The organism is Chryseobacterium sp. MYb264, assembly GCF_035974275.1.
Taxonomy (GTDB): Bacteria; Bacteroidota; Bacteroidia; order Flavobacteriales; family Weeksellaceae; genus Chryseobacterium.
The window spans coordinates 5,164,976-5,190,821 of the sequence record NZ_CP142422.1 but is presented as its reverse complement, the minus strand read 5'-3'; the positions used below and the strand labels follow the sequence as shown (position 1 = coordinate 5,190,821).

General features: G+C 36.8%; 23 protein-coding genes. 17 read left to right on the top strand and 6 right to left on the bottom strand.

Annotated elements, in window-relative coordinates:
• Positions 1–25 precede the first annotated feature (25 nt).
• Both VUJ46_RS22730 and VUJ46_RS22725 read left to right on the top strand, forming a co-directional pair.
• Complete coding sequence (locus VUJ46_RS22730) at positions 26–1,369, top strand: cytochrome ubiquinol oxidase subunit I (protein ID WP_326985125.1); 1,344 nt, start codon at positions 26–28, stop codon at positions 1,367–1,369.
• On the top strand, positions 1,366–2,370 hold the full coding sequence (locus VUJ46_RS22725; RefSeq protein WP_326982930.1) for a cytochrome d ubiquinol oxidase subunit II: 1,005 nt from the start codon (positions 1,366–1,368) through the stop codon (positions 2,368–2,370). The genes VUJ46_RS22730 and VUJ46_RS22725 overlap by 4 nt, the downstream gene beginning before the upstream one ends.
• A gap of 306 nt (positions 2,371–2,676) precedes the next feature.
• Here the strand turns inward: VUJ46_RS22725 and VUJ46_RS22720 are convergent, their stop codons facing one another.
• The 3 genes from VUJ46_RS22720 to lysS form a co-directional block, all read right to left on the bottom strand.
• Positions 2,677–4,110, bottom strand: coding sequence for a glutamate synthase subunit beta (locus VUJ46_RS22720; protein ID WP_326982929.1), 1,434 nt, complete (start codon positions 4,108–4,110; stop codon positions 2,677–2,679).
• Positions 4,110–8,642 carry a glutamate synthase large subunit gene (gene gltB, locus VUJ46_RS22715; protein ID WP_326982928.1) on the bottom strand — a complete coding sequence of 1,511 codons (4,533 nt, stop codon included), beginning with the start codon at positions 8,640–8,642 and terminating at the stop codon, positions 4,110–4,112. Before gltB ends, VUJ46_RS22720 begins: the two co-directional genes overlap by 1 nt.
• A 210-nt stretch (positions 8,643–8,852) precedes the next feature.
• A complete protein-coding gene (gene lysS / locus VUJ46_RS22710; protein WP_326982927.1) occupies positions 8,853–10,550 on the bottom strand; it encodes a lysine--tRNA ligase in 1,698 nt (565 codons plus the stop codon).
• Positions 10,551–10,783: 233 nt separating this feature from the next.
• On the opposite strand from lysS, the gene VUJ46_RS22705 reads away from it, so the two are divergent.
• Positions 10,784–12,535 carry a beta strand repeat-containing protein gene (locus tag VUJ46_RS22705; RefSeq protein ID WP_326982926.1) on the top strand — a complete coding sequence of 584 codons (1,752 nt, stop codon included), beginning with the start codon at positions 10,784–10,786 and terminating at the stop codon, positions 12,533–12,535.
• A 72-nt stretch (positions 12,536–12,607) separates the two neighbouring features.
• Here the strand turns inward: VUJ46_RS22705 and rlmF are convergent, their stop codons facing one another.
• Genes rlmF through VUJ46_RS22690 form a run of 3 tightly spaced genes read right to left on the bottom strand, consistent with a single transcriptional unit; the run spans position 12,608 to position 14,127 of the window.
• Entirely contained in the window at positions 12,608–13,537 is a 930-nt protein-coding gene (gene rlmF / locus VUJ46_RS22700) for a 23S rRNA (adenine(1618)-N(6))-methyltransferase RlmF (RefSeq protein WP_326982925.1), read from the bottom strand.
• Positions 13,538–13,540: 3 nt separating this feature from the next.
• Positions 13,541–13,912, bottom strand: a complete 372-nt coding sequence (locus VUJ46_RS22695; RefSeq protein WP_326982924.1) for a c-type cytochrome — start codon at positions 13,910–13,912, stop codon at positions 13,541–13,543.
• A complete protein-coding gene (locus tag VUJ46_RS22690) occupies positions 13,912–14,127 on the bottom strand; it encodes a hypothetical protein (RefSeq protein WP_326982923.1) in 216 nt (71 codons plus the stop codon). Before VUJ46_RS22690 ends, VUJ46_RS22695 begins: the two co-directional genes overlap by 1 nt.
• A gap of 382 nt (positions 14,128–14,509) precedes the next feature.
• On the opposite strand from VUJ46_RS22690, the gene VUJ46_RS22685 reads away from it, so the two are divergent.
• The 14 genes from VUJ46_RS22685 to VUJ46_RS22620 all read left to right on the top strand — a co-directional run bounded on the left by VUJ46_RS22685 (position 14,510) and on the right by VUJ46_RS22620 (position 25,813).
• Positions 14,510–14,926: a cupin domain-containing protein gene (locus tag VUJ46_RS22685; protein ID WP_326982922.1), complete on the top strand. Its 417-nt coding sequence runs from the start codon at positions 14,510–14,512 to the stop codon at positions 14,924–14,926.
• Between the two features lie 352 nt (positions 14,927–15,278).
• Positions 15,279–16,703: an anthranilate synthase component I family protein gene (locus tag VUJ46_RS22680; RefSeq protein WP_326982921.1), complete on the top strand. Its 1,425-nt coding sequence runs from the start codon at positions 15,279–15,281 to the stop codon at positions 16,701–16,703.
• A gap of 59 nt (positions 16,704–16,762) precedes the next feature.
• Positions 16,763–17,122 carry a four helix bundle protein gene (locus VUJ46_RS22675; protein WP_326982920.1) on the top strand — a complete coding sequence of 120 codons (360 nt, stop codon included), beginning with the start codon at positions 16,763–16,765 and terminating at the stop codon, positions 17,120–17,122.
• Positions 17,119–17,751 carry an anthranilate synthase component II gene (locus VUJ46_RS22670; protein WP_326982919.1) on the top strand — a complete coding sequence of 211 codons (633 nt, stop codon included), beginning with the start codon at positions 17,119–17,121 and terminating at the stop codon, positions 17,749–17,751. Before VUJ46_RS22675 ends, VUJ46_RS22670 begins: the two co-directional genes overlap by 4 nt.
• Before the next feature lie 38 nt (positions 17,752–17,789).
• Complete coding sequence (gene trpD, locus VUJ46_RS22665; RefSeq protein WP_326982918.1) at positions 17,790–18,776, top strand: anthranilate phosphoribosyltransferase; 987 nt, start codon at positions 17,790–17,792, stop codon at positions 18,774–18,776.
• Positions 18,777–18,787: 11 nt separating this feature from the next.
• Complete coding sequence (trpC, locus tag VUJ46_RS22660; protein WP_326982917.1) at positions 18,788–19,561, top strand: indole-3-glycerol phosphate synthase TrpC; 774 nt, start codon at positions 18,788–18,790, stop codon at positions 19,559–19,561.
• 25 nt (positions 19,562–19,586) lie between these two features.
• A complete protein-coding gene (locus VUJ46_RS22655) occupies positions 19,587–20,258 on the top strand; it encodes a phosphoribosylanthranilate isomerase (RefSeq protein WP_326982916.1) in 672 nt (223 codons plus the stop codon).
• Positions 20,259–20,780: an IS200/IS605 family transposase gene (gene tnpA / locus VUJ46_RS22650; protein ID WP_326982915.1), complete on the top strand. Its 522-nt coding sequence runs from the start codon at positions 20,259–20,261 to the stop codon at positions 20,778–20,780. It begins immediately after the preceding gene.
• 152 nt (positions 20,781–20,932) lie between these two features.
• On the top strand, positions 20,933–21,448 hold the full coding sequence (locus VUJ46_RS22645) for a hypothetical protein (RefSeq protein WP_326982914.1): 516 nt from the start codon (positions 20,933–20,935) through the stop codon (positions 21,446–21,448).
• Positions 21,438–22,625: a tryptophan synthase subunit beta gene (trpB, locus tag VUJ46_RS22640; protein ID WP_326982913.1), complete on the top strand. Its 1,188-nt coding sequence runs from the start codon at positions 21,438–21,440 to the stop codon at positions 22,623–22,625. Before VUJ46_RS22645 ends, trpB begins: the two co-directional genes overlap by 11 nt.
• Positions 22,618–23,160, top strand: a complete 543-nt coding sequence (locus VUJ46_RS22635) for a hypothetical protein (RefSeq protein WP_326982912.1) — start codon at positions 22,618–22,620, stop codon at positions 23,158–23,160. Before trpB ends, VUJ46_RS22635 begins: the two co-directional genes overlap by 8 nt.
• The gene (gene trpA, locus VUJ46_RS22630; protein WP_326982911.1) at positions 23,157–23,891 is read left to right on the top strand and encodes a tryptophan synthase subunit alpha; all 735 of its coding nucleotides are present in this window, start codon (positions 23,157–23,159) and stop codon (positions 23,889–23,891) included. Before VUJ46_RS22635 ends, trpA begins: the two co-directional genes overlap by 4 nt.
• A gap of 32 nt (positions 23,892–23,923) precedes the next feature.
• On the top strand, positions 23,924–24,652 hold the full coding sequence (gene lipB / locus VUJ46_RS22625; RefSeq protein ID WP_326982910.1) for a lipoyl(octanoyl) transferase LipB: 729 nt from the start codon (positions 23,924–23,926) through the stop codon (positions 24,650–24,652).
• A 129-nt stretch (positions 24,653–24,781) separates the two neighbouring features.
• Entirely contained in the window at positions 24,782–25,813 is a 1,032-nt protein-coding gene (locus VUJ46_RS22620; protein ID WP_326982909.1) for a serine hydrolase domain-containing protein, read from the top strand.
• The last annotated feature ends 33 nt before the right edge of the window (positions 25,814–25,846 follow it).

The window sequence follows — 25,846 nt, the reverse complement described above, 5'->3', positions numbered from 1 at the left end:
ATTTATTTACTCAAAAGTTGATATTATGGATGATTTTCTAGCAGCCCGCGCGCAGATGGCAATGTCGTTGGGGTTTCATATCATATTTTCGTGTGTAGGGATGGTAATGCCCTTTCTAATGGCGTTTGCACACTGGAAATACTTAAAAACAAACAATGAAGTCTACAAGGGGCTTACCAAAGCCTGGAGCAAAGGTGTTGCTATTCTCTTCGCCGTGGGAGCTGTTTCAGGAACGATGCTTTCTTTTGAACTCGGACTTCTCTGGCCGGAATTTATGAAACATGCCGGTCCGATTTTCGGAATGCCTTTTTCTTTGGAAGGCACCGCTTTCTTTATTGAAGCCATCGCCATCGGCTTTTTTCTATACGGATGGGACAGATTTAATAAATGGTTCCACTGGTTTTGTGGTTTTTTAGTGGGTTTAAGCGGTTTGGCTTCCGGGATTTTAGTGGTTGCCGCCAATGCGTGGATGAATTCCCCTGCCGGATTTGATTATGCAGATGGGCAATACTTAAATATAGATCCTATGAAAGCGATGTTTAATGAGGCCTGGTTTCCACAGGCCCTGCACATGACCGTTGCTGCATTTTGTGCGACCGGTTTTGCCGTTGCAGGAGTTCACGCTTATCTAATTATGAGAAAAAAGAATGTAGAATTTCACACCAAAGCATTTAAAATAGCAGCCGGATTTGCTTTAATCGGAGCGTTTGGGGCTCCTTTGAGCGGTGATGTTGCGGCAAAATCTGTGGCGGAAAGACAACCGATTAAACTAGCGGCCATGGAAGCCCATTTCGAAACCGAAAAAGGCGCTTCTTTTGTAATCGGCGGAATTCCTGACGAAGAAAAAGGGGAAATAAAATACGCACTAAAAATTCCAAAAGTGCTGAGTTTCTTAGTGGCCAATGATTTTGACCATGAAGTAAAGGGGCTGAATGATTTTCCAAAAGATGAATGGCCACCGGTGCCTGTGGTACATTACGCTTTTCAGATCATGATCTTTTTTGGTGTTGTTATGATCATGATAGGTGCTATTTTCTTATATGCCACCTATTTTAAGAAAGAATGGCTCACAAAAAACTGGTTGCTGAAAACCTTTTTAATCGCAACCCCATTTGGATATATTGCACTGGAAGCAGGCTGGACCGTCACAGAGGTGGGAAGACAGCCCTGGATTATTTACGGAATTATGAGAACGGCAGACGCGGTAACTCCAATGCCGGGAATTCAGTATTCATTTTACTTTTTCACGGCTATTTTCGTTTCCTTATCAATCGTTATTATTTTCTTACTAAGACGACAGATCCAGATGGTTCCGAGATTATACGATCCTACGGACTCTCAGTTTAACCCTAAAAACAAAAAATCATGATTTACGTAGTTATAGGTTTTCTCTGGTTATCCATTTGTCTTTATGTGATCTTGGGCGGAGCAGATTTCGGAGCAGGAATTGTGGAACTTTTTACGAAAAAAAGGGCCCGTGACAAGACAAAGGAGATTATGTACGAATCCATTGCCCCGGTTTGGGAGGCTAATCACATGTGGCTGATCATAGCGATCGTCATTCTGTTTGTCGGTTTTCCTGAGATTTATACGACTCTTTCAACCTATTTACATATTCCTTTGGTTTTAATGTTAGTTGGAATTATTGCCAGAGGAACCGCTTTCACTTTCAGACATTATGATGCGGTGAAAGACGACTGGCAACATGTTTATGCACAGATCTTCTATTTTTCAAGTTTGCTGACTCCATTTTTCTTGGGATTAATTGCGGCCGCAACGGTTTCTCATTCCATCAATCCGGATGCTACTGGATTTTTAGACTTATATATTTTCAGCTGGCTGAATTGGTTCGGCGTTGCCGTAGGATTATTTACCATTTCAATTTGTGCCTATCTCGCTTCTGTATTTGCTTTGAGAGAAACAACCGACCGCTTGGAATTAGGTTTAATGATCAAAAAATCAAAACAAACGATGATTTTCGTTGTAATCACTGGTCTTTTGGTATTTTTAACCGCTTATATTTCAGATATTCCTTTGTTAATGTGGGTTTTCTCGAAACCTTTAGGAATTATGGCTACGGTTTTTGCAACTATTTGTCTATTTCTTATTTTAAAAGCGATGAATACCCGAAAACTACTTCCTGTAAGAGCATTAGCTGGATTTCAGGTGATTATGATTTTGGTAGCAGCTACTTATCAGCATAATCCGAATATTATATTATTCGGTAACGGCCAGCATCTTTCATTATTAGAACACGTGGCAGCCCCTAAAACCATTTCAGCACTGGGATGGGCTCTACTATTGGGATCTTTGTTTATATTGCCGTTTCTGTTTTATTTAATGGCATCATTTAGCAAACAGAGAAAATAACTTAGGCAAATAATTGGTATTGTTGGTTAATCACAAAGACGCAAAGATTTTATCTGCCGTAAAATATAAAAACATCTATTTTATGCCACAAATACATGAATTTTAAATATTGTTATTTTTCTATAAAAAATCTTCGCTACCGGCAAAATCAGCGAGAGAATATTGTATGTTTTGGCTAGAACCTAACTAAATAGAGATATGAATAAGGCGGACTCAGGTCCGCCTCTATTGATAAGATCTTTATAATGAGTAATAATTTGTTTATCATTATAAATATTTTTTCCTGATCAGAATTCTGTTTTAATTTTAAATCTGTTTTAAGAATTCATCAACCTTTTCAGCACACTCTCTCCCTTCTGCAATAGCCCAAACCACCAGACTTTGTCCTTTTCTGGCATCACCGCATGAAAAAATTTTGGTTTGGTTTGTTTTGTATTCTTTATTGGTTCCTATTAAGTTTCCTTTAGGATCCAGATGAATATCAAGAGCCTCTACCAGTCCGCGGTGCTCTACATGCGTGTATCCCAGTGCTATAAATGCAATATCACATTCAATTACAAATTCGGAACCAGGCTTTTCCGTATACAGCTCCCATGCTCCTGAATCTTCATTTTTAGTCCATTCTGCTTCTACCAATCGAACCCCTTTCAGATTGCCTTCTGCATCTTTTATAAACTCTTTTGAATTGACAGACCATCTGCGATCGCACCCCTCTTCATGAGACGAAGTAATCTGCAACAAAGCAGGATAATCGGGCCAGGGCATTGTTTTATCTCTTGCCGTAGGCTGCATAGGTTTGTAATAAATCTGATGGATAACCGAGGCTCCCTGACGATTGCTGTTTCCAATACAATCAGATCCCGTATCTCCACCACCAATAACAACAACCTTCTTCCCTTTAACATCAATCTCTTCTTCACTGAATGGAATTCCACTTACTTTTTTATTGCTTTGCTTAAGAAAATCCATAGCATAATAAATTCCTTTAGCATCAGAGTTAGGAATCCGCAGCTTTTTAGGAACTGTACTTCCCATTGCCAGAACAATCGCATCAAAACTTCGGTGAAGCTGTTCTGCAGAATAATTAACGCCTACATTAACGGAGGTTCTAAATTCAATACCTTCAGCACGCATCCATTCAACACGGCGCTCTACAATAGATTTATCCAGTTTAAAATCAGGGATTCCAAATCTCAGTAAGCCACCTATTTTCTCATCTTTCTCAAAAACTGTCACTGAATGCCCCTCCTGATTAAGCTGACAGGCTGCCGCCAAGCCCGCAGGACCGGAACCTACCACCGCCACCTTTTTCCCTGTTCTGTAATGCGGAATTTTGGGCTGTACAAATCCAAGCTCAAATGCGATTTCCATGATATTTTTTTCTACCTCCTCAATAGTAACCGGCTCACTGTTGATCCCCAGCACGCAGGCACTCTCACACGGTGCCGGACAAACACGGCCTGTGAATTCCGGAAAATTATTTGTCGATATCAGAATACGGTAAGCCCGCTCCCAATGCTTATGATAAACAGCATCATTAAATTCAGGAATAACATTTCCCAACGGACATCCATTCTGACAAAAAGGAATCCCGCAGTCCATACACCTTGCCGCCTGGCAATTGAGCTGTTCTTCTGAAGGCCTGTGAACAAACTCTTCAAAATTTTTTATTCTATCCTCCGTTTTCAGTTTTGAAGGAAGCACTCTGCCATATAATAAAAAGCCGTCTGTCTTACCCATTATTTAATAACATTTGCATTTGTTTCAATTACTTTTTTATACTCTCGGGGATACACTTTAATAAAATATTTAAAGACATTTTCACGATCACTTAAGAGGTATTTTGCCACTGCACTTCCCGTATTTTCAAAATGCTCACTAATTAAATCTGCAATTATAGCTTCATCATCTTTTGTTATTTCCTCAAGATCAGCCATATCGGAATTAAAGTTAGCCTCCAGCGCTTTATCAATATCCCATACATATGCTATTCCACCGCTCATTCCAGCTCCGAAATTTCGTCCTACACTTCCGAGAACAAGCACTGTACCACCGGTCATATATTCACAGCCATGATCGCCCACCCCTTCTACAACAGCGGTCGCACCGGAATTTCTTACCGCAAAACGTTCCCCTGCCCTCCCGTTGATAAATACTTTTCCTGAAGTGGCTCCGTACAAAGCAACATTGCCGACAATGGTGTTTTCGTAAGCTTTAAAAACAGCTTCTTTATCCGGAAAAACCGACAGCTTGGCACCTGAAAGCCCTTTTCCAAAATAATCGTTGGCATCCCCTTCCAGACGCATGGTAATTCCTTTATTACAAAAAGCCCCAAAGCTCTGTCCCGCGGTCCCTCTGAAACTAAATTGCAGAGAATCCTCTTCCATTCCTTCGGATTTATATTTTTTAGTCAACTCATGAGAAAGAATTGTTCCTACTGCCCTATCCGTATTTTTAATATCAAAACCAGCTTTCATTTTAGTAGTATGCCGTAGTGCTTCTTCCGCCGCTTCCAGCATATTCCAGGAAATAGAAGATTTCCAGTCCTGTTCCTGATCTTCAGACCTGACAACCGGTAAATCGGTTTCAATCTTCTGAAGAAGCCTACTGAGATCGATATGTTTATGTTTCCAGAACCTGACATCAGATTTTTGCTCAAGACATTGGGTCTGCCCTACCATCTCATCTATCGTTCTGAATCCCAGACTCGCCATAATCTCACGTACTTCCATAGCCAGGAAAGTAAAATAAGTCACCAAATGCTCGGCCTTACCTTTAAAATTCTTTCTAAGCTCTTCATTTTGAGTCGCAATACCTACAGGGCAAGTGTTGAGATGACACTTTCTCATCAAGATACACCCTTCAACAATAAGAGCAGAGGTAGATACTCCCCATTCTTCTGCCCCCAGCAAAGTGGCTATTACAAGATCTCTCCCTGTTTTAATCTGACCATCTGCCTGAATGGTCACTCTCTGTCTGAGTTTATTTTTAATCAGCGTCTGATGTACTTCTGACAACCCAAGCTCCCAGGGCAATCCTGTATGCCGTATTGAACCGAGTGGCGACGCGCCTGTACCGCCGTCATAACCCGAAATCAATATATGATCTGCTTTGGCTTTGGCGACGCCTGAGGAAATGGTTCCCACTCCGGCCTTAGAAACGAGCTTTATTGAAATTACGGCATGGCGGTTTGCATTTTTTAAATCGAAAATAAGCTGCGCCAGATCTTCTATAGAATAAATATCATGATGTGGCGGTGGCGAAATAAGCCCCACTCCCGGAGTGGAATGCCTTGTTTTCCCAATCCATTCATCCACTTTAAAACCGGGAAGCTGCCCGCCTTCTCCCGGCTTTGCTCCCTGTGCCATTTTCACCTGAAGCTGCTCCGCCTCAGCCAAATATCTTGCGGTAACCCCAAATCTTCCTGAAGCAATCTGTTTAATCGCCGAACGCAGGTTATCCCCGTTTTCACATGGCTGATAACGCGACTCATCTTCTCCTCCTTCACCGGTATTGCTTTTGGCTCCTATCCGATTCATCGCTATAGCCAGGGCAGTGTGCGCTTCCCAGGAAATAGAACCAAAAGACATCGCCCCGGTAGCAAAACGTTTTAAAATATTCTCTACAGGCTCCACCTCATCGAGAGCGATAGACTCCCTTACATTTTTAAATTCCAGAAGTCCTCTAAGAACAGAAGCATTGGAAGTCTGCTGATTAACAAGCCGGGTATACTTTTTAAATATTCCATAATTGTTGTTCCATGTAGCCTGCTGCAGCAAATGAACCGACTGCGGATTAAACTGATGGTATTCACTGTTTTTTCTCCATTGATAAATACCACCCGGCTCTAAAATAACCGATGTACTGCTCCCAAATGCCTCATGATGTTTAATCAACGCTTCTTTGGCAATTTCATCAAATCCAATTCCTTCTATTCTCGATACGGCACCGGTAAAACATGTATTCACGACAATTCTATTCAGTCCGATAATTTCGAAAATCTGAGCCCCGTGATACGACTGCAATGTAGAAATTCCCATTTTGGAAAATATCTTCAAAAGACCTTCTCCCACCGCTTTTTTGTAGTTGTCTTTTAGCAGTTCCAGATCTTCTTCTTCACCAAAAATTCCTTCATTAAACATTTTTCGAATACTAGCCAATGCCAGATAAGGATTGATTGCAGTTGCTCCAAAACCAAGCAAAGCAGCAAAATGGTGAACTTCCCAAACATCTCCTACCTCCATCACCAAGCCTATTTTCCGGCGAATTCCTTTTCTAATCAAATGATGATGAACTGCCGAACAGGCTAATAGGGAGGGAATTGCAGCATGTTGAGAATCCAGGGAACGATCGGATAGAATAATCACCTCAAAACCATCATCTACTGCATCTACAGCATATCTACAAAGTCTGTCGATTGCTTTTTTTAAACTTCCGCTTTTACCATCGGCATTAAAGTACGTATAAATAGTCTTCGCCTGAAATTTTCCGGTATCTACACTCCTGAGCTTTTCTAATTGCTTATTATTAAGGATAGGACTTTCCAGCATAATAGAATGTGCAAAACTTTTATCCTCCTGCAAAAGATTGCCGTTTCCACCGATAATCGTTTTTAAAGACATCACCAATTTCTCACGAATCGGATCAATCGGAGGATTGGTAACCTGAGCAAACAACTGCTTGAAATAAGAGCTCAGATGCTGTGGCTGCTCACTTAAAACAGCCAACGGAACATCATACCCCATCGATCCTATGGGTTCTTTTCCGTGCCCCGCCATTTCTTTAATTACCACTTCCAAGTCTTCCCGGGAATACCCGAAAGCCTTCTGACATTTAAATATATCTTCCGTTTCAAGTTTGTTAAAGCGGATTTTAGGATTCGGAAGTTCTTCAATATTTATTTTCAACGTATCCAGCCACTCACGATAGGGCTGCGAAGTACATATTTCTCTTTTTAACTGATCATCACTTACAATTTCTCCTTTATTAAGATCTACCAAAAACATTTTTCCTGGTTGCAGATGCCCTCTTTTAATGATCTTTTTGGGATCTACAGGCAAAGCCCCTGATTCCGAAGCCATGATCACCAAATCATCTGAGGTTATACAGTATCTGGAAGGGCGAAGTCCATTACGGTCTAATGTAGCGCCTATTATTTCTCCATCCGTAAAAGAAATGGAAGCCGGGCCATCCCAAGGCTCCATTAAGCAGGCATGAAATTCATAGAAATCTTTTTTGTACTGCTCCATCTGCGCATTGCCGTCCCAAGCTTCAGGAACCAGCATCATCATGGTATGAGGAAGCGAACGCCCCGAATGATACAGCAGTTCCACCATATTATCGAGGTAAGAAGAATCTGACTGTCCGGGTTTTATCAGCGGAAGGATCATATCCATTTCCTGTGGTGTAAACAATGGGCTTGAAAATACTTTTTCTGAGGATTTCAGCCAGTTGAGGTTACCCCAGATAGTATTAATTTCTCCATTATGAGCCAGAAATCTAAAGGGCTGCGCTAAGCCCCAGGTGGGAGAAGTATTGGTGGCAAAACGGGAATGCACCATTCCAAAAGCGGAACGGATATTCGGATTGGTAAGATCTTTAAAATAATTTCTGACCTGAATACTTCTTAGCTGCCCTTTATAAATTACTTTTTTACATGAAAAAGAAGCGATATAAAACCCAATAGGATCACCGTTAACCACATTTATAGCCTGATGTGAAATATAATTTTTAAAAACAAAAAGCTTTCTTTCAAAATCTTTTTCGGTTTCTACATCAAAAGGTCTTTCCACAAAAAGCATTTCCATCACAGGCTCTACACTTTTTGCAAGATCTCCCAATTCTATATTACTTACAGGAACCGGACGATACCCTAAAATTTTAAGATTTAATTTTTCTGCAGACTGATAAATGATTTCTTTACATTCTTCCCTGATAAAATTATTTTGAGGAAAAAAAAACATTCCGACTCCATAATATCCAGGTTCGGGTAAATCGATGCCATAATGCAGACCTTCGTCATACAAAAGCTCATGAGGAATCTGCATCTGAATACCGGCACCATCACCTGTATTGCTTTCATATCCCGTAGCCCCCCGATGCTCCATATTTTCCAGCATCGTAATTGCGTCGCTAATAATTTTGTATGATTTCACTCCTTTTATATTGGCTACAAAACCAACTCCACAGGAATCAAATTCAAATTCATTCTGATATAGCCCATATCTTTCCTGAACCTCTCCTTTCTTTTTTCTGTCTTTTCTCAGCTCCATAAACCAAATGTAACAAAAACAATAATTTAAAACAAATGATGAATATAAAATAATTTTAAACACCTTTATTTATCATTAATTTATATTAAATCAAAATAACATGAAAAAAACTACAAATCAATAATCAGAAATCAAAATACTGTAATAAAAAAGCGGACTTATTGATGCAATAAGTCCGCTTTAGCGTTTATATTTTTGTGTGCTTTACGGCTACACTAATTTCATTAAAACATTTTCATCAATCTTTTCCACTTTCACCAGGTTATTTTTTGTTAAAGTTTTTGAAGCTTTATCCCATTTTTTACCTGAAAGTTTAGACTGATCTTTCACATCCGCTAAAGCAACTTGTTCTCCAGATTTCAGGATTTCAAGAATAATTTTCTCGTCTTCACCCAATTCTATTTGAGGAACTGCTTTTTCAGGTTTCATTTGAGGGAAGAATAATACTTCCTGAATAGACGCATTATTCGTTAAGAACATGATTAATCTGTCCATTCCGATTCCCATTCCTGACGTTGGCGGCATACCGTATTCCAAAGCTCTTAGGAAGTCTTCATCAATAAACTGCCCTGCTTCATCATCTCCTTTTTCCGCTAATTTTAACTGATCTTCAAAACGTTCTCTCTGATCGATAGGGTCATTTAATTCAGAATATGCATTGGCAATTTCTTTACCGCAAACCATCAATTCAAAACGCTCGGTAAGACCTTCCTCACTTCTGTGTTTCTTTGTTAACGGAGACATTTCCACAGGATAATCTGTAATGAAAGTTGGCTGAATGAAGTTTCCTTCACATTTTTCACCAAAAATTTCATCAATTAATTTTCCTTTACCCATTGTTTCGTTCACTTCGATTCCGATAGATTTAGCAAAATCGAACAATTCCTGCTCAGATTTTCCCGCAATATCAAAACCTGTGTACTTCTGAATCGCCTCTCTCATTGAAACCCTTGCATAAGGAGCTTTGAAATCAATTTCCTGATCTCCGAATTTGGCTTTTGTAGTTCCGTTTACTGCAATGGCACAATGCTCTATCATTCTTTCGGTGAAATCCATCATCCAATAATAGTCTTTGTAAGCAACGTAAATTTCCATTACGGTAAACTCAGGATTGTGCGTTCTGTCCATCCCTTCATTTCTGAAGTTTTTAGAGAATTCATAAACCCCGTCAAAACCACCAACGATCAATCTTTTCAGATATAATTCGTTAGCAATTCTCATATATAAAGGAATATCTAAAGCATTGTGATGCGTAATGAAAGGTCTTGCTGCTGCTCCACCAGGAATAGCCTGTAAAACGGGAGTTTCAACTTCGATATAGCCTGCATCATTGAAAAACTGACGCATTGCTGTATACATTTTTGTTCTTTTAACAAAAGTCTCTTTTACCTGAGGATTTACGATTAAATCTACATAACGTTGTCTGTATCTCAATTCAGGATCGTTGAATCCGTCATGTACTACACCATTTTCATCAGTTCTTGGCTGAGGAAGAGGTCTTAACGCTTTAGTTAAAAGAGTGAAGTTTTTCACCAAAACCGTCTTTTCACCAACCTGAGTCGTAAACAATTCTCCTTCAATACCGATAATATCTCCAATGTCTAAAAGGTGCTTGTAAACTTCATTATATAACGTTTTATCTTCACCTGTACAGATCTCATCTCTGTTAAAATATACCTGAATTCTACCTGTAGAATCCTGCAATTCAGCAAAAGAAGCCTTCCCCTGAATTCTGCGGGACATCAATCTACCAGCAATCTTCACCTGTTTATTTTCTGTGAAGTCCTGTTTTATAGATTCTGTAGTATCTGTAAGTGTATACTCTTCCGCAGGGAACGCATTAATCCCCATTTCAGTAAGCTTATTCAGCTTTTCTCTTCTAATGATTTCTTGTTCTGATAATTGCATTGTATTTATTTAAAATAACGTGCAAATTTAGTGATAATTTATAAAATTTTAGAGTAAAATTTTCTTTTAATAATTTCAATTGTAACATGATTTATGATTTCTCTTTTTAATAAAAGATTTTTTATGAATTTTAATAAAAGTTCACATTTATTAAGTGTTAAAAATTAATAAATAATCACTTAAATGTGATTATTTATTAATACATTTAACTCACCAAATCTAAATTTTGATTTATGAAAAGAAGAATTATTATGTTCTCTTCCTTAATTGGACTGAGTAGTTTTTCCTACGCACAAATTGGGATTAACACCGCAAATCCGTCGACCTCTCTCGACATTGTTGCTTTCAATGCAACCGGAACTTCTAACAACGTTGACGGGCTACTCGCACCACGGGTAGATCGTGCACGAGCACAAAGTATGGCAAGTGTGCCTGCCGGTACCATTATTTATGTAAATGATGTGGCCACAGGAACTGCCGGAGGGCAAACCGTGAATGTTACCGCTGTAGGTTATTATTACTTCGAGGCCGGGGTCTGGCAAAGATTCTCAACCCCCGCAGGAGTAAGCGCCCAAAGCTGGGGCCTCACTGGAAATGCAGGAACAACTCCCGGAACGAATTATCTGGGTACATCAGACAACCAGAACGTTATTTTTAAAAGAAATAATGTTCAGTCGGGTATGCTAAGTGCCACCAATACAGCTTTTGGGGTTAATAGTATTCCTATTACTGCTACGGGAGCGGGAAACACAGCGCTAGGAACGACAACACTAAGCACTGTAACCACCGGGACCGGAAATACTGCATTAGGTACAACCGCACTGAGTACAGTAACGACAGGATCTCGAAACGTTGGGATTGGTTCTAATGCTGCGAGAGGTATTACCACGGGTTCTACAAACGTTGCCATCGGGGCCAATACGCTCCAAAGCACCTCTGCCGCTGCAGTGCAAAGAAATATTGCCATTGGAGACAACGCATTATTTAATAATGTAAGCGGAAATTCAAATATTTCGATAGGGATAAATACAGGAACTGCCATTACGACAGCATCAAACAACCTGTTAATAGGTGATACCGCAGGAGGAATTCAGCTTAACGGAGATAATAACGTCGCGATAGGGACTAACTCTGGAGGCTTTCTTACAACAGGTACTAATAATGTTATTTTAGGATCTTCAGCCGGAACAAATATCACAACAGGAGCTGGAAATATTGCCATTGGTAATGCGACCCAGGTTCCTACTGCAACAGCAAGTAACCAAATGAACATCGGAAACTTAGTTTTCGGTACGGGGATGAATGGTACTTTGGCCGCACCGGCTGGAAATATCGGGATCAATCAATCAGCCCCGGCCAGAAAACTTGATGTAAATGCCGCCGCCGCACCAATTAGGGTAAGCAATTTACAGGCTATCGCAACCGCTTCTCCAAACACTACCGTTCCTTTGATTTTAGATACTACCACAGGAGATATTTATCAGGGAAGACCTTCGGAGCTATTGATATTTAATTCCAATTATATTCCCAATGGAACCCCTGTTACGCTTAATGCGACTGCTACAGCTTCCGCCACAGGCTCATTAGTACAGTCTATATATAATGTTAACTTTACATTAAGTAGACCTGCAATTGTATCTATATTTAATTCTACATCGGTAGGTTTTACCACAGCAACCGGAGCAGTCATTACAGATGGCTCTCCAAGATTATCGGTTACATGGGTAAGAATTTCAGATTCTACAGGGGCTACTACTATTCAGGATAATTTAGGATTAGCTTCGGTAGGGCATAATAATACGGTATCCGCAACTTCAAACTTAACAGGAAATTACCATAGTGCCTCAAACCCAATGCTAACCCTTCCCACAGGTACTTATAGATTAGATATCATTGCATTGATTGGATGTTCCAGCGGCCAATCTGTACGTGGAACATATGGTTCGGGAAATGATAATCTCTATGTAAGAGCAGATTATTTTTAAATACGATTCTAGAAACACATCATAGCCTTACAATACAATTTGTAGGTTTTTTTTATTTGAATGAAATTGAGATTAAGCAAACCAATTTTTACGTTTCGCTTCAGAAATAAATGTCCATGCTAACATTCTGCTTATTTTCTGACCCTGAGCCATTTCAATAATTCTAATATCCAACGCTTTTACCTTTGTTAAAAGCTTTTGAAGTCGGGGTAAATTATCTTTTTTAGAAACCAGACACGTAAACCAAAGAACCTGATCGGCAAACAAAGCACTTTCCTGAATCATATTCGAGATAAAAGCGATTTCTCCGCCTTCACACCATAATTCAGATTGTTGTCCTCCGAAATTTAAATTAGCTTTTTGAACTTTTGATTTATTTAAGTTCTTCATTTTTCTAAGATTTCCCTTTAAGGCAGCTTCTTCAGAATCATGAAATGGAGGATTACACATGGTAAAAGCAAACCTGTCTTTAGCATCAATAATATTCTTAAAAATATAATCAGAATTTTTCTGTTTTTTTAATTGAATATCAGACTGTAAATCAACATTTTTATCTAAAATTTGCTGTGCATTCTGTAAAGAATCTTCATTAATATCCGTTCCCAACATTTTCCAGCCATAAGAGCTATGGGCAATTAAAGGATACACCAGATTGGCACCCGTTCCAATATCCAAGCCCTGACTAGATGAACCTACAGGAATTTCTTTTTGTTGATCCGCCAGCAAATCGGCGATATAATGCACATAATCTGCTCTTCCCGGAATGGGCGGACAAAGATTGGCATCTGGAATATCCCAATTTTTAACATTATAAAAATGTTGCAACAATGCCTTATTAAGAAGTTTTACCGCTTTTGGAATACTGAAATTAATGGTGTTTGTTCCATATTTATTCTCAAAAACGTATTGTTTCAGTTCCGGCACACAAGAAATCAGCAGATCAAAATCATAAGGATCCCGATGCAGATTTCTCGCGTGCAGACTGGATTTTTCAGTAGTCATATTTTATTTTTTCTGACTCAGAATATATTCTACCATTTTTTTAGCATCTTCTTTAGACACCTGTGAATGAGGCTGCATAGGTACGCTTCCCCAATTTCCGCTTCCTCCTTCTATAATTTTTGAAGCCAGCATTTCAATATCTTTTTCAGAATATTTTTCTGCGATTTCCTTATAAGAAGGTCCTATCATTCTTTCACTCGGCGAATGGCAACCTGAGCAATCCAATGTTTCGATAATCTGCTCTCCCGTAAGATTACTTGGCGCAGGTGTAGAAACATCAGTTGCATCAGAAGAAGACTCTACCGATGGATTTTCTTTTTTAGAACAGGAAATAATAAGCAAGCTTACCAGCCCTGTCACAAACAGTTTTTTCATTATTTTGCTGCTGCAGAATCTGTTTTAGGAGCTTCAGTTGCCGATGCAGGCGCTGCAGCTGGTGTGTCAGCTTTTTTCGCTGTAGAATCTACTACTGTCGGAGCATCCGGTTCTGGTAACATCGTGTTGCTGTCCTGCAAATCGTGGTTTGGCTTTTTTGAACAGTTTACTACGAATAAACCTCCTACAAATGCTAATGCTAATACTTTTTTCATTGTTTTCTAATTTGGAAACAAAAATATAAAAAATAAACTTTTAAACTCATGATAAATATTATTTAAAAGTAAAAAGAGCAAAGTAGATGAAGCTCAGATATTCGATATAACTCTTATTTACAGATTAATATTTTACTACCTCTTCCAGATTAAACCATCATTTTCAGAATTTTATCATCAATTCTTAATCCAGCACTATTCTTTTTTGGTGAACCTATTTCTATTGAAAATATATTTGAAATAAAAATCAAAGACTTTCTTACCTTATTTCTCTAGGTTCTGGCTCTTTTTACCTCTACCTTTTCACTTTATTTAATTCATTAAATGGTGAATTTTAAGAAAAATTTTTACTTTTGTGCAGTCGATTAATTAAATTATTAAAATGAACAAAAAATTTATGACTACAAAAACTTTCCTGAAAACGGTATGCATCGCTTCCCTTCTGGCAGCAACATTAGGTTGCGACAATTCATCTTCAGATGATGAATCTTCAGAATATTCTGATCAAATAGAATCGGTAACCCTATTAAAAACACAAAAATCGTGGGACGGCGCTTTGTATGAAAAATATCCCGATGGTCAGCCTGAAATTACCGTTTTAAAGATTTCAGTTCCGCCAAACAAAGCACTGGATTGGCACAAACATCCCGTTATCAACGCTGCGTATGTAGAAAAAGGTGAAATTCAGGTGGAAAGAAGAGATAACGGGGAAGCACAAACGTTCAGAAAAGGACAAATTGTTCCTGAAATGTTAAACGTTCCTCACCGCGGTAAAACAGGCGACAAAGGGCAACTTTAATCGTTTTTTACAGCGGAACTCCCGATCTTCCGATCACAGAACTTGTTCTTTAGAGCAATGAAACCTTTATATTTCATTACATATCAATTGTTTAAATAAATGAATTTAATTTTAAGTTTTTTTATTTTCACATTTTTTGTTTTCTGTATCAAAAAAATATTCTACATTTGTCCCATGTTAAATATGAGCAACAAATTTTGGTGGTGGCATTCAAACTCTTCGTCGGGTCTGATGTTATTGTCATGTTGTAAATAGAACGCAACAGAGATACAATTAAAACAATATAATAAAGACTTTGACGGATGCCGTTGAAGTCTTTTTTTGTTTACAATAAATTTAAAATATACCTTACATGTTCAATAAAAAAATAAAAATTAAAACGTCCTCGAAAAAAACATTGGGAGATCTTCAGACTCCGATGAGTATTTATTTGCAAGTTCGGGATAAATTCAGAGATACGATCCTTTTAGAAAGTTCTGATTCTAAGAATATTGATAATAATTTTTCCTTTATCGCCATCAATGCGGTTGCCGGAATTGAAATTAAAAATCTAAATGAATTTGAAATCAAGTTTCCTGGAGAAAACCCTGTAAAACAATTCATTATCGATCATAAAGTTTCCGATATTTTTGAAGAATTTTCCAAATGTTTTGAATGTGAAAAAGCCAATGATTCGATTGAAGAAACAGCGCAAAGCCTTTTTGGATATACCAGTTTTGAAGCGGTTCAGTTTTTTGAAAATGTAAAATTTAAAGCACAAAGTCCTGAAGTTGAAATTCCTATTCTTCGTTACAGACTGTATCAATATGTTATTGCCATCAATCATTATAATGATGAAATGCATATTATTGAGAATCAGATTCCGGGTGTAAAATCGGAGATCTATTCTTTAGAAAGCCTTATTAAAAATCAAAATACGATTATTTATCCTTTTGAAAAAAATGGTGATGAAACATCAAATATCACCAATGAAGAATATCTTGATTTGGTAGAAACAGCCCAAAAACATTGCATGCGAGGAGATGTTTTTCAGTTGGTATTAAGCAGAAGATTTGAACAGAAATTTAAAGGTGATGAGTTCAATGTGTATCGAGCGTTGAGAAATATCAACCCTTCGCCTTATTTATTTTTCTTCGATTATGGAAATTACAAATTATTTGGTTCAAGTCCTGAAAGTCAATTAATTATTAAAGACAACAAAGCTATCATCCATCCTATCGCCGGAACTTTCAAAAGAACAGGAAATTTTGATATTGATTTACAGTCTATTGAAGCCTTAAAAAGCGATCCTAAAGAAAATGCAGAACACACGATGCTCGTTGATTTGGCAAGAAATGACTTAGGAAAATTAGGAAAAAATATCACCGTCACAAAATTAAAGGAAATCCAACTTTTCTCTCACGTCATTCACATGGTAAGTGAAGTGACAGCAGATTTACAGGAAAAAACAAATCCGTTCGAAATGGTTGCAACTACCTTTCCACAGGGAACTTTAAGCGGAGCACCAAAGCATAAAGCACTTCAGCTCATCAATAAATATGAAAAAGATTCCCGCGGTTATTATGGTGGCTGCATCGGAATGATTGGTTTAAACGGAACCTGCAATCAAGCCATTATGATCCGAACTTTTTTAAGCAAAAACAATACTTTATATTATCAGGCAGGCGCCGGATTGGTTGCCAAATCAAACCCTGAAAGTGAATTGCAGGAAGTGAATAATAAGCTGAATGCTCTGAAAAAAGCGGTTGAAAAGGCAGAGAAGTTAGTTAATAGATAATGGTTGCCGGTTGTTAGATAACCAATATCAAGTATTAATAAAAATCTAAAAGCACAAATATGGAATATATAAATCTTGATGTTTGGATAGAGACACGAAAATTTACAAATCTTGTTTATGACTCAACTAAAAATTTTCCTAAAGAGGAGGTTTTTGGGTTAACAAATCAAATCAGAAGATGTTCCGTTTCTGTACCTTCTAATATTGCAGAAGGCTGTGGGCGAAATACGACAAAAGAAACTATACATTTTTTATTTATTGCAAGAGGTTCTTTATATGAATTAGAAACTCAAATTTATTTATCATCAGATCAAAATTATTTAGATCAAGAAAAGTTTATAATTATTTTAAATCAAATAATACTTTGTAAGAAATTACTAAACGGATTTATTAATTATCATAGAAAAAATTTAAAATGAACAATATAAAACAAGCAACCGAAAACGATAAACCATCAACCACTAACCATCAACCATCAACCAAAATTCTTGTCTTCGATAATTACGATAGTTTTACCTATAATTTAGTTCAGATTATTGAAAGAATTTTGGGATCAAAAGTGGATGTGGTTAGAAATGACCAGATAACTTTAGAAGAAATCAAGAAATATGATAAAATCATTCTTTCACCAGGTCCGGGAATTCCTGAAGAAGCAGGAATTTTGCTGGATTTAATTAAAGAATATGCTCCTACGAAAAGTATTTTGGGCGTTTGTCTTGGTCAGCAGGCTATTGCCGAAGCGTTCGGCGGAAGTCTAATCAATCTTTCGGAAATTTTTCACGGAGTTGCCACTTCTGCTGAATTGGTAAAAAATGATACAAAACTGTTCCAAGATTTATCAAGCGGTTTGGAAGTCGGAAGATATCACAGTTGGGCTGTCAATCCTGATAATTTCCCAGATGAATTGGAAATTACGGCAGTAGATAAAGACGGAATGATCATGGCATTGCAGCATAAAAAATATGATGTGCATGGAGTTCAGTTTCACCCCGAAAGTATTTTAACTCCTGACGGAGAAGTGATCATTAAAAACTTCCTTCTACATTGAAAACAATAGAAATTCCTTCAACCCAAAAATCTCCCCAAATGAAAGAAATACTGCAATATTTATTCAATCATCACACCTTGTCCAAATCTGAGGCAAAGGCTATTATGATTGAAATTGCTCAAAATAAATTTAATGCCACAGAAGTGACTGCTTTTATTTCCATTTTTCTGATGCGAAATATCACCCTTAAAGAACTTGAAGGTTTTCGTGAAGCCCTGTTACAAATGGCCGTTCCGGTAAATTTGGACACCAGCGACGCGATTGATATTGTCGGAACTGGTGGCGATGGAAAAAATACAATCAATATTTCAACTTTGGCAAGCTTCATCGTAGCTGGAGCCGGGCAAAAAGTAACGAAACATGGTAACTATGGTGCTTCCACAACAACCGGAGCTTCCAATGTTTTGGAAGAATTGGGTTATGAATTTAAAAATGATTCCGCAAGATTACAGGAAGATCTGGAAAAAGCAAACATCTGCTTTTTACATGCGCCGTACTTTCATCCTGCGCTTCAATCGGTTGGTTTATTGCGAAAATCGTTGGGCTTAAGAACATTTTTCAATCTTTTGGGGCCTTTGGTCAATCCAGCAAAACCTCAATATTCAATGATTGGAATTTATAATCTGGAGATTGCACGAATTTATCAATATCTGTTGCAAAAAGATGATAAAGAATTCATTTTGGTTCACGGAATGGATGGTTATGACGAAATTAGTTTAACTCATGACAGTAAAATTATCACAAAAAACGGCGAAGAAATTTATTCTGCAGAAGATTTAGGTTTTGATTCGGTAACTCCTGAAAGTATAAAAGCGGGAAAAACGACTCAGGAAACAGCAAAGATTTTTAGAAATATTTTGAATGGAAAAGGGACTGAGCAACAAAATTCAGTGGTTTTAGCAAATGCTTCTGTTGCCCTTTATCACACGCATAAATTTGGAAACTATGATGATTGTCTTTTACTCGCACAGGAGAGTTTGTTTGGCGGGAAAGCGTTGAAATGTCTTGAATTGCTTTTGGATTAATTTTAATAAAAATGAATATTTTAGATAAAATCATACAAAGAAAAAAAGAAGAAGTTGCTCTTTCAAAATCTCAGATCTCAATTGAGAAACTGAAAGATTCTGAATTTTTCGGAAGAGAAACTTTTTCACTAAAAGAAAGCATAACAAACAAAAGCGGAATTATCGCCGAATTTAAAAGACAATCGCCTTCAAAAGGAATTATTAACGATCAAGTTTCACCTTTGGAAGTCGCTTCAGCGTATGAAAATTTTGGAGCAAGCGGAATTTCTATTTTAACGGATAAAGATTTTTTTGGAGGAAGTTTTGATGATATTTTAAGTGTAAGAAATCATATCGACATTCCTATTTTGCGAAAAGATTTCATGATTGATGAATATCAGTTTTATGAAGCTAAGAGTATCGGTGCAGATGTTATCTTGTTAATTGCCGCTTGTCTTACACCTCAACAGGTTCAGGAATTTACTGATTTATCTCATGAGCTTGGCATGGAAGTTTTATTGGAAATTCACACAGAAGAAGAATTGAAGCATTTTAACAAAAACGTTGATTTAGTGGGAATTAACAATAGAAATTTAAAAGATTTCAAAGTTGATTTACAACACTCTGTTCAATTGAAAAATCAGCTTCCAGATGATGTTCTTTCAGTGGCGGAAAGCGGAATTTACAGTATTGAAAATTTTCAATATTTAAAAGAAAAAGGATTCAATGGATTCTTAATGGGCGAATATTTCATGAAAAATAATAACCCATCGAGAGCTTTCGAAGAATTCACCTCAAATATTTAATGATCAAACGTCTAGAAGTGTAACAATGACTCACCAATCATCTACTAATCAGGATAAAACAAAACTAAAAGTCTGCGGTTTAACTCAGTTAGACCAAATTCATGAATTAATTGCTATGAATGTAGATTTTCTTGGTTTTATTTTTTACGAAAAATCGCCAAGATATGTTTTGAATCATTTGAGTTTGGATGAAATTTCAACGATTAATCACAAAGGAAAAATCGGAGTTTTTGTCAATGAAAATTTGGAAAAAGTTATTGAAATAACAAAAAAAGCCAACCTCAATTTCATACAACTCCATGGCGATGAAGATGAAATTTATATTTTAGAATTAAGAAAAAAATTAAATACTGAAACCGGAATTATTAAGGTAATCAGGATAGGAAGTGAGGAGTCAGACGTTGAAAGTAAAATCCATCAAACCATCAACCATCAACTGTCTACCATCAACTACCTCCTGTTCGACACTGATTCAACAGCATTCGGAGGCACAGGAAAACAGTTTGACTGGAATATTCTGAATGCAATTGAAATTCCTCTTCCCTATTTTTTAAGTGGCGGAATTTCAGAGGAAAATATAAATCAATTGAATATTTTAAATAAAAAACCGTTTGCTTTAGATATTAATTCAAAATTTGAGATTGAGCCCGGAATAAAAAATATAAAAACAATAAAAGTATTTAAAGATATGATATAAATGGGAGTCCTGAAAGGACGACTTATAACAGGATCGGATGCTAATCCGATTAAAAAAAACACAAACAAAATGTCACAATCATTAGTCAAAAACTACGTTCACATAGTTTTTAGTACAAAACAGAGAGAAGATTTCATTGATGAAAAAATAGAGAAAGAACTGTTTTCTTATATTGCCGTATTATGCAAAGACCGTGACAGTAAAGCATTACAAATTGGAGGAACAGATAATCATATCCACATCCTTTGTTTGTTATCTAAAAAAATTGCTCTAATGAAACTGGTACAGGAAGTGAAAGCGCATTCTTCAAAATGGATTAAAACAAAGGGAAAGAAATATGAAAATTTCTTTTGGCAAGATGGTTATGGAGCGTTTTCCATCAATGAGGAGAATGTATATGCAGTAAAGAATTATATTAAAAATCAGAGAGAGCATCATCAAACTAAAAGCTATAAAGATGAACTGGTAGAAATGCTGGAAAAACAAAAAATGAAATATGATGAAAGGTATTTATGGGATTAAAAATAATTCTATAATTTAAATTGGACTAGCATCCAATTCTGTCTTAAGTCGTCCCTGCGGGACTTCCTCTAAAATATTTAAATAAACACAAAAAACAACACACATTGAAAAGATATTATTCGAAAGAATTAAAACTTTTAAAGATGAAACGGATGAATTTTAGATCACTAGGCCAATCTGTTCATCAGGCTTTTTTCCCTATAAAGTTTAAAAATGAAAAGATTGAGAATTTACATACATTTATTTCTCAGAATGACAGCAATACAGAAAGTTGGTACATCGGTGGGTTATTAAGTGATTTCATTGATATTATTAAAAATTTTAACAGAGAAGACATTCAGTATTTTTTTGAGACCATTCATCTTTGGGATAGCTACCACCTTGTTGTTATTGCCGATAAATTATTAGATAACAATGTAAAAGCAATTGTAAAATATGATTTCGGAATTGTTTACTGTAAGATTTTCTGTTTATATGAAAAGCTGGATTCTTACTTCCTGATAGACAATCTGGAAATTGCGGTCAATAGGTATCAATCTAAACCAAATTTGGCAATGTTAATTGATTTAACCGCTAAAATTCAATTATTATTTAAAAATAAGCAGATTACAAAACAACAGTTTGAATACAATATTTCATTCATAAATACATTACAAAATGAATTATAAAAATCCAGATAAACATGGATATTATGGAGACTTCGGAGGTGCTTTTATCCCCGAAATGCTTTATCCCAATGTAGAGGAATTACAGAAAAATTATCTTGAAATTATTGAATCGGAAGATTTTCAACAGGAATATCAGGATTTATTAAAAAATTATGTCGGACGTGCTACGCCATTATATTTCGCAAAAAATGTAAGTCAGAAATACAATACTCAAATCTATCTGAAAAGAGAAGACCTGAATCATACCGGAGCACACAAAATCAACAATGCACTCGGACAGGTTTTATTAGCAAAGCGTCTCGGAAAACGCAGAATTATTGCAGAAACCGGAGCCGGACAACATGGTGTTGCAACGGCAACGGCCTGTGCTTTATTAGGTCTTGAATGTATCGTTTACATGGGTGAAATCGATATTCAGAGGCAGGCTCCGAATGTGGCAAGAATGAAAATGCTGGGTGCAGAAGTTATCGCGGCAACTTCAGGTTCAAAAACGCTGAAAGATGCTGTCAATGAAGCGTTGAAAGACTGGATCAATAATCCAGTGACCACGCATTATGTAATTGGAAGCGTAGTCGGTCCGCATCCTTTTCCTGATTTGGTTGCGAGATTTCAGAGTATTATTTCACAGGAAATTAAGGAACAGCTTCAGGAGAAAATCGGTCGTTCCAATCCCGATTATGTTATCGCGTGCGTTGGCGGCGGAAGCAATGCTGCAGGGACTTTTTATCATTTTGTGAATGAAGAAAATGTAAAAATTATTGCCGCCGAAGCCGGTGGTTTTGGCATCGATTCAGGAAAATCTGCAGCCACTACTTTTTTAGGAACTTTAGGCGTTTTGCATGGCAGTAAAAGTTTGGTGATGCAAACGGAAGACGGTCAGGTCATCGAGCCCCATTCTATTTCTGCTGGATTGGATTATCCGGGAATCGGACCATTTCATGCTCATTTATTTAAGGAAAATCGCGCAGAGTTTTTCAGCATTAACGATGATGAAGCTCTGAAATCTGCTTTTGAACTGACAAAACTAGAAGGTATTATTCCCGCTTTGGAAAGTTCTCATGCGCTGGCGGTTTTAGACAAAAAGAAATTCAATGAAAATGATGTGGTCGTAATTTGTTTGAGCGGCCGTGGCGACAAGGATATGGAAACGTATTTGCAGCATTTGGAAAATGACTAAAAAAGAATTTCTCAACATCTTAGAATGGTCTTTTGTAATTTTTGTAGCATTTTATATGAGTATTTACGGGGAGGCAAAAGCTCTCCAATTTGGAGATATTAACGAATACACAAGACCCTTGTTTTCCTACGATGGAATGAGTCTTATGTGGGCTTTTTATTCTTATTCTAAAACGTATGCTGTAATTTTAGGAATATTTGAAATTTTAGGATCTATACTTTTCTTAGTTCCAAGAACGAGAATTATCGGAGGATTTGTATTATCAGCTATTCTGATCAATGTTATTTTACAGGATTACTTTTATGGAGTCCACAGAGGCGCAATGGCCAACGCAATTATATATCAAATTATAGTATTGATTGTTCTTTTTATGAATAAAGAGAAATTAATCAATATGATTAAACTCTCAAAGCTAGACTTCAATTTTTCAAATAAAAAAATTATTCTGAAAATATTATTGATTATAGTTATTCTATTTGCGCTAATGATAGCTCAGGAGGGATTGGGAATGCTATTAAACTTTTTAAAAATATGAAAAAACTAAACATATACTTCACCGCAGGAATTCCGCAACTGGAAGATACTGCTGATATTATTAGATTAATTCAGGATTCGGGAGCCGATATGATCGAAATCGGGATGCCGTATTCTGATCCTGTTGCCGATGGGCCGGTCATTTCACAAGCTCACGAACTAGCTTTGAAAAACGGAATGACCATTTCTACCCTATTTTCTCAATTAAAATCAATAAAAAACGAGATTAGAATTCCTTTGATCTTGATGGGTTATATTAATCCTGTTTTAAGTTTTGGGTTTGAAAATTTCTGTAAAGAGTGTTCAGAAAGTGGTGTTTCGGGATTAATTATTCCTGACTTACCGCCGATTGAATTTGAAAAAAATTATCAGAAAATTTTAGAAAAATATAATTTAAACTTTACATTTTTAGTTACGCCTGAAACTTCGGATGAAAGAATTTTATATTTGGATTCATTAAGTTCAGGGTTTCTATACGCGGTAAGCTCCTCATCTACAACAGGAAATAAAAATGCAGTTTTAAAAAACGAAGATTACCTTTCAAGATTAGCTTCTCTTTCCTTAAAAAATCCTGTGATGATCGGTTTTGGAATTAAATCAAAAGAGGATTTTGAAAACGTGACCGAAAAAGCCGACGGCGGAATCATCGGAACAGCGTTTGTGAATATTTTACTACAAAATAGAGATTGGAAAACAAAAGCCATAGATTTTGTGCATTCCATAAAAGGGTAAAAATCACTAAATTTGTCTATTCAAAAAATGGTATGAACACAATTCAAAATAAAATAGTAGAATTTGAAGATTTAGGCATAAAAGAATATCAGCCCGCTTGGGATTATCAGGAAAAGCTGATGAAAGATATTATAGACACCAAAATTAAGAACCGGGATTTACCTTCTGAACAACATACGACAACTCAGAATTATTTTCTTTTAGTAGAGCATCCTCATGTATATACTTTAGGAAAAAGTGGTCACGAAGAAAATATGTTGGCCGGAATTGATAAATTAAAGGAAATTGATGCCACTTTTGTAAAAGTAAATCGCGGCGGCGATATCACCTATCATGGCTACGGTCAAATTGTGGGTTATCCTGTTTTAGACCTTGAAAACTTCTTCACAGATATTCATAAATACATGAGAAATCTGGAAGAGGTGATCATTAGAACCATTGCCGATTACGGATTAAAAGGAGAACGCTCTCCCGGTGAAACAGGCGTCTGGCTGGATGTCGGGAAACCTTATGCACGAAAAATCTGTGCCATGGGGGTGAAAGCTTCCCGTTGGGTCACCTTGCACGGTTTTGCACTGAATGTAAATACCGATATGCGTTATTTTGAATACATTGTTCCTTGTGGCATTAAAGATAAACAGGTAACCTCGATGAAAAGAGAGCTTGAAAGAGATTTGACTCCTGAAGAAATGGAAGACATTAAAGCGAAGATCAGAAAACATTTTGAGGAAGTTTTTGAGGCGGAAATAAAACTCAAATAGAAATACAGCTAAACCATCATCTTTTTTGATGGTTTATTTTTTACCATAAACCTTGTTAAACCGCTACTTTTACTAGCTCAATTTAATTTTTAATTCTATTTTTGAAATTCAAAATTAACCAAGATCCCAATGTTGACGAATTTCAAACTAGTAACCTTTTTACTTTTATTTTCATTTTTCACTTCTTTTGCGCAGACGAATTATATTTTCGAAATAGACAGTCTGATCAATGTTAAAGAGCCCAGAATGTTTAACGGAGTGGTATTGATCACTAAAAATGGAAAACCACAGTATTCCCGAGCGCACGGCTTTAACAATATTAATGATCAAAAGCCCTTGCAGCTTAATGATCAGTTCGAAATCATGTCGAATACCAAGCAGATTACAGCGGTTTTACTGTTGAAAGAAGTGGAAAAAGGAAAAGTAGATTTAAAATTCCCAATTAAAAGTTATTTACCGAATCTTACAGAGCCCTGGGCAGAAAAAGTGACTGTTCATCAGCTTTTAAACCACACCCATGGAATTTCAGATCTTGAAAAGCCTTTGCTTTTCGAGCCCGGAACAGATTTTAAGTATGGAAATCTTTCCAATATTCTTTTAGGAAAAATCATTGAAAATGTATCCAGGCAATCCTATAAACAGCTGGCAACAGAACTTTTTCAGCAATTGGGAATGAAGGATACTTTCTGCTATTCTAAAGAAAATAAAGGGAAGCTTGTTACCGGTCATATGGTTAATAATAATATTTTCAGTACCGTCGAGGACTCTTTTATCAATGATGAAAATCTTCCGGCAGACGGCGTGGTCACTACCGCAAAAGACCTCTCAATATGGAATGATCAGCTTCATAAAAATAAAATTCTCAACTTCAGTACATATCATTTGATGACGACTCCGTCAGCGATGTCTCAACACGATGTTTTCGGAAAAGAGAAAATGGGCTACGGATATAATATCAGAATCGTGAATGATCAGGAAGTTCATTATTTGGGGCATACAGGGTTGGGTGACGGCTTCGCTTCGCTCAATATTTATATTCCGGAAAGCGACATCAGCATCATTGTTCTTGAAAATCAGATGAATGAAAACAATGAATTATACTATTACTTCGAAACCGAAATTAAAAATATCATTCTTAGAAGTGATTTAATTAATAAATAAAAGATTTCTGACATTAAAAAATACTTCAACTAA